The sequence below is a fragment of the Sulfoacidibacillus thermotolerans genome, from assembly GCF_003144315.1.
Taxonomy (GTDB): domain Bacteria; phylum Bacillota; class Bacilli; order Alicyclobacillales; family SLC66; genus Sulfoacidibacillus; species Sulfoacidibacillus thermotolerans.
In genome coordinates this window covers 88,193-101,200 of the sequence record NZ_MPDK01000006.1, presented here as the reverse complement: position 1 = coordinate 101,200, position 13,008 = coordinate 88,193, and the positions used below count along the sequence as shown (strand labels likewise).

Genomic DNA, 13,008 nt, shown 5'->3' with positions numbered 1-13,008 from the left:
TTTTGATAGATGGGGGTGAAGCAACTTGGAACTTCACATCCTGCATACGAACGATGTACACAGTGAATTAGAGCGATTTTCTCATTTGGCGACTCGCTTGCGCGCCCGGTATGACGAATTGCGGGCGCAGGGGCGAGACGTTTTGTGTTTTGACTTGGGCGATCACATTGATGTCTCCAATCCATTATCAAATGCAACGGCAGGTGCGATCAATGCGCACATTTTACACACTCTTCCCTATAATGGCTGGGTGTTAGGGAATAACGAAACATTGACTGTTGACAAACGTGAATGGGCGCGGCTTGCGAAAATAGCTGGGATCCCACTCTTTTGTTCGAATCTCACGGTACCTGGATTAGATGACGATGTAGATGGAAATTTGCGGAACGGGAAACTATACGAATTTGCTGGTGTGAAAATTGGGGTATTTGGTGTTACCGTGCGTTATGAAAAATCATTTGCGACGCTTGGGATAGAGGCTGAAGATCCTCTTGAAACTGCATGGCGAGTTGCGAGAGAACTGCGAGCAAGCGGAGCTGACCTTGTGATTTTGCTTTCGCATCTTGGATTGCATTTGGATCAAGCGTTAGCAGATGAAGGTCTGCCTGTCGATGTAATCATTGGTGGCCATACACATCATTTTTTAGATGGCGGGGAGTACCGGTCAGGGATCTGGATTATGCAGGCGGGGAAACACGCACATGCATTTGGGCATGCAGTTTTACAAATCAACGCAAAGCGGCGCTTAGAAAGTGTGACAGCAACACTTGTGTATACAGACGCGCAAGGGGTTGCGGACCGACATGTCGTGGAAGCGATGGATTCCATGCAAGAAGAAGCTCTCATGTGGTTAGATCACCCCGTTGCCGAATTGCCCGTGCATTTGAGTCATTCACTTTTTGGGGAATCGGAAATCGTGAATTTGCTCTGTGATGAGTTGCGCTCGGAACTGTCTTCAGATCTTGCAATTTTAAATGGTGGAGTGATCACTGGAGGATATTTAGCAGGCACGATTCGACGAAGAGACCTTTTGGCGATTTGTGCCACTCCCATGCGTCCTGTGCGTTTGTCTGTAACTGGGGAGACTCTGTTGCGGTTGATCGAAGAGGGAAATCAGGAGCAGTTAGTTCGTCGACAAGGTTTTGGTTTTGGCTTTCGTGGCCATTTTGTCGGGAGGTTGCACGTTTCTGGAGCGACTCTCTATATGGCACAAACGACAGCTACAGATCAGCAGATTGCACCGCGTGTGCTTCGAATGGAGATTGGCGAAGAGACTCTTGACCCCGAACGAGTGTACACCGTTGCAACGTCTGAATATGTCGCATTATCTCCAATGTACAAAGCACTTCGCGGGATTGAGTTTTCCTATTATGCACCTATTTTACGGGCTTTTTTAGGCCGTGCGTTGGCCAATCCACAGCGGGTGATCGCTGCACAAAAACCAAGATATCATTGGGTATAGGACGTAGACGAGGGGGGAGATGTAGGGATGGCGTTACCCCGAATTGCCACTGCCGATGTTCTTCGTACACTTGAAGAACTATATCCGGATGCACAATGCGCCTTGCATCATCAAAATCCATTTGAATTGCTCATAGCCACGATTTTATCAGCACAGTGTACAGACAAACGAGTGAATCAGATTACGCCGAAGCTATTCTCGCGTTTCCCTACCCCTAAAGATCTAGCGCAAGCAGATATCAGTGAAGTAGAGTCCTTGATTATGGAATGCGGGTTATTTAAGATGAAAGCTAAAAACATTGTGGGGACAAGCCAGGCGCTCGTAGCAAACTACGATTCACAAGTCCCGCGTGATATGGAAAAGTTAACACAGTTACCTGGAGTAGGTCGAAAAACAGCAAACGTCGTCTTGTCAAATGCTTTTGGAATTCCAGCAATTGCTGTAGATACGCATGTGCAGCGCGTTTCCAATCGACTTGGACTTGCACAAAGTGACAATGTGCTTGAAACGGAACAACAACTGATGAAACGAATTCCCAAAGACAGATGGTCATCCGCTCATCATTGGTTGATTGAGCACGGGCGACAAGTGTGTTTGGCACGCAGTCCAAAGTGTGAACTCTGTTCGTTAGCGACTTATTGTCGATATTTTAAAGCACAGGCAAAATTGCGTGGCAAGGCGCGCAGTCGAGCGAAAGCGGCATCGTTGATGGATGATGCAGGCAATGACGTTGGATCGAAAACGATGTGAAACCTTTTTAACGGGAGATATGTAAAGAAGAAGAGACAGCTCGTGAAGAGCTGTCTATTTGTATAATAAAGGAATTTAAGGGAATCTTAAGAGAGAACAAGCGGGTCACAAGGGATACGGAGTTTAGAAACGGGTGGGAGTGTGCGCTTATGCAAATGCATAAACTATGGCGCTGGCTGACGGTGGATGATTCATTGCTCGATCATCAGTTCGTCTTAACTCCAGAAAATAAGGCGGAACATCAACAGATAGAAGAACGCGCGAAGGGACAGCAAAAGGTTGGAAATGCGCGAAGGGCACGCCATTTGCGTCTGCATGTAAAGGCTGCATACGCTTATTATGGAGAACGTCATACCGATCAAATAGAAAATGGAAAACGTGGAGTTGACGTATTTGGTAAGAAACAGATAACCCCTGTAACCTATGCTGCATTGCATGCGCGGGCACAGGCGCGTGCCAAAAAACGTAAAGTCAATGCAGCTTGGCAAGAAAAACTCCCCACCCATGTGCAATATGATATTCAAGGGAATCGCAATATTGTAGAACACATTTTTCACATGCCCAAAAATGCAGACATCGTCATACGCAATTTCCGCATTGGAGGGTCGCCTCATTTAACAGCATTTGCAGTGTTTGTCGATGGGTTGGCTGATAAGACGATTATTAATAATCACATTCTAGAACCACTTATGCTATTGTCTACACTTGAATCACACTCATCAGGCATAGCTGCGATGAAGTGGATCAAGGAAAATTTACTGCCAGGGAATCAAGTGATGGAGTTGAAAACTTGGAAGGAGGTCACAGAGAGCATCCTTGCCGGCAGCACAGTTGTTTTTTTCGAGGGCGTTGCGACCGCTTTGTCCGTAGAAACAAAGGGCTGGGAACATCGTATGGTGGGAGTCAGCCAGACTGAAGCGGTGGTGCGGGGACCGCATGATGCGTTTACGGAAAATTTCCGTGCGAATACCGGACTTGTGCGTTCTCGTCTACGTTCCACCAAGTTGATTACTGAAATCACACAGATCGGTGAGTTGGCGAGTACAGATATTGCAATCATGTACATAGATGGATTGGCTAATGAACGATTGATTGCTGAAGTAAAGCGGCGGATTAAGAGTATCAAAGTCGATTATATGCCTGACAGTGGACTTCTCGAACAGTTTATGGAAGATGACCCGATTAGTGTTTTTCCGCGGTTTCTCTCGACCGAACGACCTGATCGTGTCGCTTATGGCTTGACAGAAGGACAGGTGGCAATTTTTGTGGGGCAGAGTCCTTATGCGCTGTTAGCTCCCGTGTTGTTTTGGTCCCTGTTGCACACTTCTGAAGATGCGTATTTGCGGTGGCCGTTTGGAACGTTTATCCGGTCGATTCGAATGCTCTCCCTTGTGATCGGCCTATTGTTGCCGGCACTCTATATAGCTGTAACAAATTACCACCCAGAAATGATTCCAACGGATTTGATGTTAGCTGTGGCTGCTTCTAGGGAGCGTGTTCCGTTTCCAGTCGTATTTGAAGTTTTAATTATGGAATTCTCATTGGAGTTGATCCGGGAAGCAGGAATCCGCATTCCTTCTGTGATCGGTCCGACAATTGGCATTGTGGGCGCTTTGATTCTCGGACAAGCCGCGGTAGCAGCAGGTATTATCAGTCCGCTTTTGATTATTATTGTAGCTGTTACCGCACTTGGATCATTTACAATGCCAAACTACAACTTATCCTTTTCTATCCGCGTCTTGCGTTTTGCATTTATTGTCGTTGCGGCATTCTTTGGGTTCTATGGAATTACTCTGGGGCTTATGGTGCTCGTCATGCATACTGTAAGTGTGCGCAGTTTCGGGGTACCGCTCTTATCTCCAATTGCTCCTTGGCAAAAGTCAGCCCCCGATATCATTGCACGCGGCAAAGTTTTTACAATGGAAACGCGTCCGGCTGCGTTTGGTGCACAGGATACAAAGCGCCAAGAAAGGATTACGCGGCCGTGGAGCGCACGAATTGAAGCACTTCGTAAAGCGGACAAGCGGAATCGGACTTAGCTGAATCTTGATGGATGAATAGGTGGTTACAAATGAGCAAACCGCTTACAGAGATCGAAACCGGACGCGTCGGTGTCATCGAACTCACTGCTTTACTGACGATTTATACTGCCACGGATGTGTTTTTAAGTTTTCCGTCCCGCGTTGCTTATGAGGGACAGAGTATGGCATGGGCAATTCCGTTAGTTTCAGGAGTTATCGTTTTGGCTGCATTTTTTATTGTTCACTTTTGCTTTACTCGCTTTCCAGGAGAGAATATTTTACAAGTTCTTACACGTCTTTTTGGTCGGGTTGTAACTCTTCCCATTGCGCTTATATTTACTGTTTTTTTTATTGCGCAAACGGCACTTGTCATGCGTGAATTTACAGAAACTGTGGTTACTACGGTGCTGCCTTCAACTCCCACTGCACTTATTGCCTTGTCGTTTCTTGTTGTTGTCGTGTATTACGCCCATAAAGGACTCGAGGGGTTAACACGCACAGCCATGATTTTTTCCTATATTTTCGTAATTGGGTTGGGACTTTTGCTGTTGTTGCCACTGTCGTGGTTTGATTCCAGTTTGTTGCTTCCGCTTTGGGGGAGAGGGGTGAAAGCGACATTATGGTTTGGGACGATGAACACGAGCTTGTTTTGCAATGTGTTGATTTTGTCGTTTATGTACCCATCCATTCGCAATCGCAATCAGTTTGTCTATATCGGGGCGGTGAGCATCCTTGCGGCAGCCCTTATTTTTAGCGTTGTTTTAGTCGTCTTTATTGGTACGTTTGCCGTGGCTCCACTTGGTCGCGTACCTTTTCCGCTCTATCAGTTAGCTCGCGTCATTTACGTTGGGCGTTTTATCCAACGGTTGGAGTCGATTTTCGTATTTCTTTGGGTGGCAGCGGCGATTATTAAGATGGGATTTGGGCTCTGGCTGTCTGCTTATTTGTATGCATATGCATTTCACATGCCAGTTTATCGCCCGCTCCTCTTTCCTTTTGCCTTGTTGCTGTACGTGCTTTCGTTTCTCCCACCCGATTTTCCTACTGTTCTTGCTCTGTCTGCACATGTGTTTGAACCCTATGGATGGACGGTTAGTGTTGCGTTCCCTGTGTTCCTCGCACTCTTGGCTGCTTTTATAGATTATCTTAAACATAGACGGCGACCTCGCAGCAAAGAGGATTCAACAAGTTCCATCCGTAAAGGGACTGGGCGTTATCGTTTCCGTCGTCGCGCCATTGTGCGTTAAAGGAGGAAAAGCGGTGAATCCAAGCGATATTTTGATTACATTGATTGCTCCACTGCTTTTAATCGTGTATTTGTGGAGCTTTATCAGGTGGCTATGGCGACATGAATATCGGTTAGGCGCCGTTGGCGGCGCCGTTCTGATGGTGGTCTCCTGTGGAGGTACTTTGACTTATTTTCTCACCAAACTACTGTCCTAGCGGAGCTTTTCGACTCATGTGAGTTTCGTCTGGGGGGAAAGGGCGATACTCCTTCCACTCAGTTAACAATTGATCAATCGTTACAAACTGATAACCTTGTTTACTCAACTGTAGCAGAATCTCTTTTAAGGCGGTGACAGTCTGCGACCTTGGCCCTCCTCCGTCATGAAGCAGGATAATTGTTCCTGGTGTTACGTGTTTGACTACACGATCGACAATTTTTTGAACGCCAGGTTGTGACCAATCTCGCGGATCGACGTTCCAAGACCACATGACAATAATGTGTTTTGTTTGTTCAGCGACGGTTACGAGGTGTTCAGAAAGACCTCCGCCAGGGGGGCGCAGCAATTGTGGACGTTTGCCTGTGACTTGTAAAATTGCGTTGTCACATGCGGTAATGTCTGCGGCACTTACCTTGTCCATTTTCAAGTGCTGATCGGTATGATTGCCGATTTCATGACCGTGAGTTGCGAGTTCTTTCACAATTTGAGGATACTGTCGCACCAATTTACCCAGCACAAAAAAGGTAGCATGTGCGTGTTGTTGATCGAGAATATTCATCATCGGAAGGGTGTATCTAGGATTTGGCCCATCATCAAACGTCAGGGCAACCCATTTTTTTGTGGTTTGTACTGAATACACGATATGACCAGGTGAACGCTTTTCCCAGTAAAGGTGTCCATGGATAGGCGCCGCGTGTTGTGCAAATGGGCCCAAGGTCAATGCGGTGAAAAGCCCGAATAAGATTGCGCCATTCATCAATCCAATCCCCAATAACTGATTGTCACAAGGAGAGTTATAGAGACGCGGGGAAAGCAACCCCAATACGAAGTCAGATATGGAAACAAAGCAGACACCGCCCTCTTCATGATCTGTGCGCGAAGATCAGATGCTGTGCAATTGCGCTTGCGTCAATGTGACAGGTAACAGATAATACTTAAGATGTCTTTTGCGCGGGGGAAATAAACGTGGGGATTGAGTTACCGACAGTTTCCATTTATACGGACGGTGCCTGTAGTGGAAATCCAGGTCCAGGTGGCTGGGCTGCGATATTAGTTTTTGGCGAACGTGAACTCGAGTTGTCTGGCGGAGAAGAACAAACGACAAATCAACGCATGGAGATTCGAGCTGTGCTAGAAGGGTTGAGGGCATTAAAGCGGCCCTGTAAGGTGACAGTTTATAGTGATTCTGCTTATGTGGTCAATTGTTTTACACAAAAGTGGTATGTTAAATGGCAGAAAACCGGATGGGTGAATAGCAATCGTCAACCTGTAAAGAATAAAGATTTATGGGAGCAATTAATCGATGAAGTAGTTTTGCATGAGGTGCAGTTTGGTAAAGTAAAGGGGCATAGCGGGCATCATTACAATGAGCGTTGTGATGAACTCGCGCGCGCAGCGATTCCGCGCTAATTTGCAAGTACAAACGAGTGAGAGCCATGGTGTATGAAATTTCTTTTGCGAGTTTGCGGCAGATCGCCTACACGTCGGGAGTAGATGTGGTGGGAGTGACAACAGCCGATGAATTCCCGGATTTAGCAGAAAAATTATATCGGTATTATCGCGAGGGGCGTGCGACGGGATTTGAACACCCCTATTCGCGATTGCGTATTGACCCTACTGCTCTCTTGCCTGAGGCGAAAAGCATTGTGGCGATTGCCGTTCCATATCTTACAAAAGCGACGCGCGCGTTGCGACGTCCTAAAGGATTGCGTGGCAGGGTCTCTTTCTATGCGTGGGGACGCGATTATCATCGGGTTTTGACAGAGCAGTTACAAGTGATTGCAGACGCACTTTCGCGCCAAGTGGGACGTGAGATCGCTTATCAGATTGCTGTAGATACGTCACCTCTTGTCGATCGCGCTGTGGCAGAGCGTGCAGGAATTGGTTGGATCGGGAAGAATGGAATGCTTATCACTAAAGAATACGGGTCATTTGTATTCTTAGGGTGTTTACTTACAGATATCTTGATTGAGCCTAATGTTTCCGTTGATGAGCTTGATTCTTGTGGCGATTGCAACTTATGTATTCTTGCCTGTCCTACCGGGGCATTGGTCGAACCTTATATTTTGGATGGACAACGGTGCCTGTCCTATTTAACACAGAGTAAAGGAATCATTCCTGTACAATATCGCAAATCAATGGGTGGACAATTATGGGGCTGTGATATTTGCCAAAATGTATGCCCGAAAAATAAAGTGAGTTTGCTCGGCCAACTTGAAGCGTTTACTCCGCAGGCAGATCTAAGTTACCCTGTATTGTTACATATTCTTAAATTATCTCGTCGCGCCTTTTTGCGTGAATTTGGACATACTGCGGCAGCTTGGCGGGGATATTATGTTTGGCGACGTAACGCGATTTTGGCTCTTGGAAATCTGCGGGCAAAGGAAGCAGTGCCCGATTTATTGCCATTTTTGTCGGATGTGCGACCAGAAATTCGCGCAGTAACAGCTTGGGCGTTACAGCAGATCGACGCGGGCGGTACACAGCCTTTTGTTGCGCTCGCTTATGCACAGGAACAAGACCCACTCGTCAAACAAGATATGGAGTGGGCAAATGTACCTGATGTGGAGTAGCTTTTAGGAATGGATACGGCGTGTGACCTGCCGGGCAAACGTCTGTAAGAACGTTTCTCGCTGTCCTTCTAAAGCCAGAGATTCCTGAAGATGTTTAAGATGAAATTGAAAAGACTCGTCTGTATTTGGCAAGTCATTATAGTAAGCGTTAACCACTCGCCAAAAGCGGTGTGGGAAAGTTAAAAGGGATTCGAGTAATAGATATTCACCTTGTACGAGTGGTTGTACGCGATTGTAAGCAATCAGTGGGATCAGTGCTACTTCGTTGGACCAGGCACCATATGCTTGCATCGCGCGCCGTAGAAGGTGTGCAAGGTCTAATGTACGCGGACCAAACGTCATGGTGTCGAAGTCGATTAACTGAACAAAACCGGCTGGATGTACGATTAAGTTTGAGCGTGTCACATCGAGATGGCAAAGTCCAGGATGTTGTAACGCCTGTTTTAAATGCGTCTCGACTTCAGGGAGCTTGCATAGGGCGAGAGCTTCATTGGCCTGCTTGTCTGCTTTCTCGAATTGTTGCAGGCAGAGTTCATCGAACTTTGTTTTATTTTGTTGTTGTTCGATCCGCTTGCGCAGGCGTATTAAATCTTGTTTGCGATTCAATAAGTGGTCAAAAATGTGAAATGCGTTTGCAGGTTGATAAGGTTCATATTCATAATTCCGTGAGTGCTCGTGGAATTGCGCGAGCGTTTTTGCTGCGGCGTTTAATTGGCGCATCGAAGCAAGTTGTACGGGGAGTCCAGGCATCCATTCCGAAGCGTAGAATGTATGTCCGCTGTCGATCAAATAAGGTTTGTTGCTTTGTGCTGAGCGCACGATGCGAGAAACGCGTTTAAATCCGCGACGATGTAACTCATCGAGTGCGTCCGCCATAAATGCAATGCGTTCAATCGGCAGAGTAGTTTGTTTTAAGGCGTATTGTCGGTCATTTGTTGTGGTGACCTTCCAAACGTTTTGAATAGGTTCTACCGTTCGAATATGTTCAAAATATTGTCGTGCTCTTAAGACTTCTGATTTTGTTTTAGTGGATTCACTGGTACGTAAGGTACGCAGTGGTTGTGCGGAAGTCTTAGGAGCAGTTGTTTGAATCGCGTGTTGCTGGGGTTGTCCCATCTGCATGATACCTTGCATAAGAGGGAGTGTTTGGATCTGTTTTGCTGGCCGTGCTTTTTTGCGCGGACGCGGTTTAGTTTTGGTGCGATGCTGTGGTGTCTTACGCGCAACGAAATATCTGCGCGATGCGCGAGTAGCCGTTTGAATGGATCCAATCGGTTCCTTTGGAGTTAAGGGAGGATCTGTCGGACTATCATAGAGTGTAGGGTCAGATTCGTCATCATCAACATCCCGCTGCGTGGGCTGACGAGAAGATCTAGTTTTATTTGCTGGCTTTTGTAAGACTGCGGGAGGCTTTGTAAGTTCCTGCCATACTTGTCGCAGCCATGGTGGTAGAGCATGTTTATCCATTGACTTCACCTCCAAAGAAACAGCGCAGATGCTCGCGCAGGGGCTTCTTTGGGTAGTGTATTCACAAAGATATTTTGTGTGCAGATAGATCAAATCAAAGACCAATGTACCGCGAGATGGACTCAGCCGTCTGCATACACGCTTTCGCAAAGTGTAAGACTTGATTAGGCGTATAGCGATCTGCAGGACCAGAAATGGATAAGGCTGCGATGCACTTATGTTGGCGGTCAAAAATGGGAGCGGCGACTGCTGCGGCACCCACTTCACGTTCTTCAATGCTCACCGCGTATCCTTGGGATCGAATTTGATCACAGTGGCGTCTTAATTCTGCAAGGTCAAGTTCTTCTGGAAATGCGCCAAGTGAGCGCAATTCATCAAGAAGTTGTTCATCCGAGAAGGCAAGCAAAACTTTGCCCGATGCTCCGACATAAAGTGGGAAACGCTTACCAATATTAGCTACGCGGCGCACGGGGTGGATTCCTTCGACCGCCTGAATGCGAATTCGCTCAATGCCCGATCGTACATATAAACTGACAGTTTCTCCAATTTGATCACGCAGTTCTGTCATTGCTGGCAAAACGCGAGCTACGAGATCATCGGATTGGAACATTTGACTCGCTAGTTCTAACACGACCCAACCGAGTCGATAGCGCTCCGACTGCTGATGGCGCTGTACAAATCCTTTAGCTTCTAATGAAGCAAGTAAACGATGAACTGTGCTTTTGTGAAGTGACACCCGGCTTGCAATTTCTGTCAAACCTAGATCTCGATCGTTTCCGAAACAAAGCAAAATATCTAGGGCGCGTTCGACAGCACGAACTGTGTTGCGGTCATTGGATTGATCTTTAGCAGGTAAGTCGGCCATCGGTTTCACCTCACAACACTTCTTCTAAGTTAGTTTATCATACAACTTGGACTTGCTAAACATCGCTAAGTAGTTGTTCTTCTGCATACGATGTATCTAGGGAAATCCTAGGAATGGGGGACACACTGTGCGCAGTGAGTTAATTCGTGCAACCAAAGATTGGTTTGCGAGACGAAACAAGATGTGGATTGAACGGGACTATGAAACATTGTACACTACAGGCGGTATACAGCCTGCCGTTGTTGAGATGAATCGCCGCGATCAACTATTTGCAAAGCGTGGAGCTGTCGATAAAAAAACGATCACGGATGTCCAACTGAAGTTATCTTCCGCTCTTGACCCAACACAAACTCAAGTCGTCGCACGTGAATCTATCCGCTTTATCTACGAGCTGTGCGGAAGATTAGAACATGAACAACGTGTGATTGATCATGTGTTTACCTGGCAAGTAGACGATGCACAAGTAAAACTAGTTTCGCATCGTCATCGCAATGAGCAGGTACAATCCGCACCTAACATGCAAGATGAGGGTGGGGATCTGTTGCCTGACGGCGACTGGATTCGCACTGAATCGGCAATCACTCGCTATGAGCGGATCTTGGCACACCGATATGCTGAACTTTGGTGGGATCGCGCAAATCCAGAGTATCCGAGCTTTGCTGAGGATTGCACAAACTTTATCTCACAAGTGCTGCACGCGGGTCGCATACCTCTCGTTTTCACCGATAACAGGGAATCGGGATGGTGGTTTCGCGCTGCGCCAAAAATGGAGTGGAGTTACTCATGGTCTGTGGCACATGCACTGATTCAGTTTTTACGTAAGGCGTCAGTTGGTGTTCGCGTCCATGTGGTGGATGATCCAAAAAAACTGCACATCGGTGATGTAATCGGGTATGATTGGACTGGATCGGGAACTTATCACCATATGACTGTCGTCACGAACTTTGATGCCAATGGCGATCCGTTGGTCAATGCGCATACTGTGAATAGTCGCATGCGCCATTACTCCTATGAAGACAGTTATGCTTGGACAGAGCACACACGCTATCTGTTTTTGCACATAGCTAACTAAAAATAGGATAAAGTCCATAAATAAGATGATTAAATAAAGGAAGTGCCTCTCGTGCATATCGTTTTATTCGAACCACAGATTCCGCCCAATACGGGAAATGTAGCGAGAACTTGCGCAGCTACTGGAACCGTTTTGCATCTTGTGCAACCGCTTGGGTTTCACATTGATGATCGTTCCTTGCGCCGTGCTGGCGTCGATTATTGGCATCTGGTAGATGTTCGACTTCATGAGGATCTTCATGAGGTGATCGATGAAGCGCAACAATCGGGCGCACAGATGTATTTTTTTACGAAATTCGCGAAGCGTTCTTATACGGAAGTTTCATATCACGGGGAGGACTATCTTGTTTTTGGGAAGGAAACTACAGGCCTTCCCCCATTCATTCATGAGCAGTATGCTTCCTCGTGTTTGCGCTTGCCTATGGGACAAGCGATGCGCTCTTTAAATTTGTCAAATACGGTAGCGATCGCTCTGTATGAGGCGTTGCGACAGTTAGATTTCCCCGGACTCAGTTAGTGGAGATGGCGCATTGCCATCTTCTGCAGTTGAGGAATGTGTATTTGGCACGGAGCGAATTAGACCGCGCAAAAGTAACTCTTCAAAGTGAGGTTGCAAACTCGTCAAATCAACACTCGGGTCAGCAAATAAGTGATGCAAAGCTGTAATACTAAGTCCTCCAAAAATAGACCAAGCAGTCGTCGTGGTGTCGACTTCTACAAATTCCCCTGTTTGAATTCCTGCTAACACGACTTCTTCGATTGCGCGAACGTAATGTACGAGCATTCTTCGAAATTGTCGTTGTCTTTGCTCTTCTCCCCAAGCTTCTCGAAGAATAATTATGCAAAAGTCTCGATAGTCTGTAAAGAAGGTCAGTTGCTCGTGAATAATCGTTCGGATTTGATCGGTTGGTGTCATTTGATCCGATAATTTTGCCAGAACGTGTTCGCGGAGAATTTCCGTTCCTTGCTCAACCAAAAAGACAAACAATTCTTCTTTGCTTTTGAAATGGTAATAAATTGTTCCTTTTGCCACATTGGCCTTGGCTGCTATGTCGTCCATGGTCGCTTTTTCAAAGCCACGCTCAGAGAAAATATCGATGGCTGCTTCAAAAATCACCCGAGTTTTCGATGCGCGCATGCTCACATCCCTACCTTTTTGAAAAAATTGCGAATGTGTAAGTGCCCACAAAGTTTGGAGCAACCACAGCTTGACCATCGCATAAGCATAGTAACACACTACAGCGAGGATTGCCTCGCTCATGTGCAATCTCTTTTCCAGTCGCAAAGCCCTGAGCAGAGTTGCAACTGACACAGGATTCTAGGAGATCGGCAAAGTGTTGTCGATTCCTCGGAA

The 13,008-nt window shown here is 46.6% G+C and carries 13 protein-coding genes; 9 read left to right on the top strand and 4 right to left on the bottom strand.

Annotated elements, in window-relative coordinates; genetic code table 11:
- Positions 1–25: 25 nt before the first annotated feature.
- The 5 genes from BM613_RS05440 (at position 26) to BM613_RS05420 (ending at position 5,676) form a co-directional block, all read left to right on the top strand.
- Positions 26–1,462, top strand: coding sequence for a bifunctional metallophosphatase/5'-nucleotidase (locus BM613_RS05440; protein ID WP_109430148.1), 1,437 nt, complete (start codon positions 26–28; stop codon positions 1,460–1,462).
- A gap of 27 nt (positions 1,463–1,489) precedes the next feature.
- Complete coding sequence (gene nth / locus BM613_RS05435) at positions 1,490–2,212, top strand: endonuclease III (protein WP_109430147.1); 723 nt, start codon at positions 1,490–1,492, stop codon at positions 2,210–2,212.
- Positions 2,213–2,361: 149 nt separating this feature from the next.
- Positions 2,362–4,251, top strand: coding sequence for a spore germination protein (locus tag BM613_RS05430; protein ID WP_109430146.1), 1,890 nt, complete (start codon positions 2,362–2,364; stop codon positions 4,249–4,251).
- Positions 4,252–4,283: 32 nt separating this feature from the next.
- Entirely contained in the window at positions 4,284–5,480 is a 1,197-nt protein-coding gene (locus tag BM613_RS05425) for a GerAB/ArcD/ProY family transporter (RefSeq protein ID WP_181362907.1), read from the top strand.
- Between the two features lie 13 nt (positions 5,481–5,493).
- Positions 5,494–5,676: a hypothetical protein gene (locus BM613_RS05420; RefSeq protein WP_109430144.1), complete on the top strand. Its 183-nt coding sequence runs from the start codon at positions 5,494–5,496 to the stop codon at positions 5,674–5,676.
- Here the strand turns inward: BM613_RS05420 and BM613_RS05415 are convergent.
- Positions 5,665–6,501, bottom strand: coding sequence for a polysaccharide deacetylase family protein (locus BM613_RS05415; protein ID WP_181362906.1), 837 nt, complete (start codon positions 6,499–6,501; stop codon positions 5,665–5,667). The genes BM613_RS05420 and BM613_RS05415 overlap by 12 nt on opposite strands.
- A 143-nt stretch (positions 6,502–6,644) precedes the next feature.
- On the opposite strand from BM613_RS05415, the gene rnhA reads away from it, so the two are divergent.
- Positions 6,645–7,088, top strand: coding sequence for a ribonuclease HI (rnhA, locus tag BM613_RS05410; protein ID WP_425450687.1), 444 nt, complete (start codon positions 6,645–6,647; stop codon positions 7,086–7,088).
- Between the two features lie 26 nt (positions 7,089–7,114).
- The gene (gene queG / locus BM613_RS05405) at positions 7,115–8,251 is read left to right on the top strand and encodes a tRNA epoxyqueuosine(34) reductase QueG (RefSeq protein WP_109430142.1); all 1,137 of its coding nucleotides are present in this window, start codon (positions 7,115–7,117) and stop codon (positions 8,249–8,251) included.
- 3 nt (positions 8,252–8,254) lie between these two features.
- Here the strand turns inward: queG and BM613_RS05400 are convergent, their stop codons facing one another.
- Positions 8,255–9,718: a CotS family spore coat protein gene (locus tag BM613_RS05400; RefSeq protein ID WP_109430141.1), complete on the bottom strand. Its 1,464-nt coding sequence runs from the start codon at positions 9,716–9,718 to the stop codon at positions 8,255–8,257.
- 94 nt (positions 9,719–9,812) lie between these two features.
- A complete protein-coding gene (locus tag BM613_RS05395) occupies positions 9,813–10,583 on the bottom strand; it encodes an IclR family transcriptional regulator (RefSeq protein ID WP_109430140.1) in 771 nt (256 codons plus the stop codon).
- A gap of 127 nt (positions 10,584–10,710) precedes the next feature.
- Between BM613_RS05395 and BM613_RS05390 the strand changes: the two genes are divergently transcribed.
- Positions 10,711–11,655: an amidase domain-containing protein gene (locus BM613_RS05390; RefSeq protein WP_109430139.1), complete on the top strand. Its 945-nt coding sequence runs from the start codon at positions 10,711–10,713 to the stop codon at positions 11,653–11,655.
- A 42-nt stretch (positions 11,656–11,697) separates the two neighbouring features.
- The gene (trmL, locus tag BM613_RS05385) at positions 11,698–12,171 is read left to right on the top strand and encodes a tRNA (uridine(34)/cytosine(34)/5-carboxymethylaminomethyluridine(34)-2'-O)-methyltransferase TrmL (protein WP_219930639.1); all 474 of its coding nucleotides are present in this window, start codon (positions 11,698–11,700) and stop codon (positions 12,169–12,171) included.
- Here trmL and BM613_RS05380 read toward each other — a convergent pair.
- Positions 12,148–12,915, bottom strand: a complete 768-nt coding sequence (locus BM613_RS05380; RefSeq protein ID WP_109430137.1) for a TetR/AcrR family transcriptional regulator — start codon at positions 12,913–12,915, stop codon at positions 12,148–12,150. The genes trmL and BM613_RS05380 overlap by 24 nt on opposite strands.
- Between the last annotated feature and the right edge of the window lie 93 nt (positions 12,916–13,008).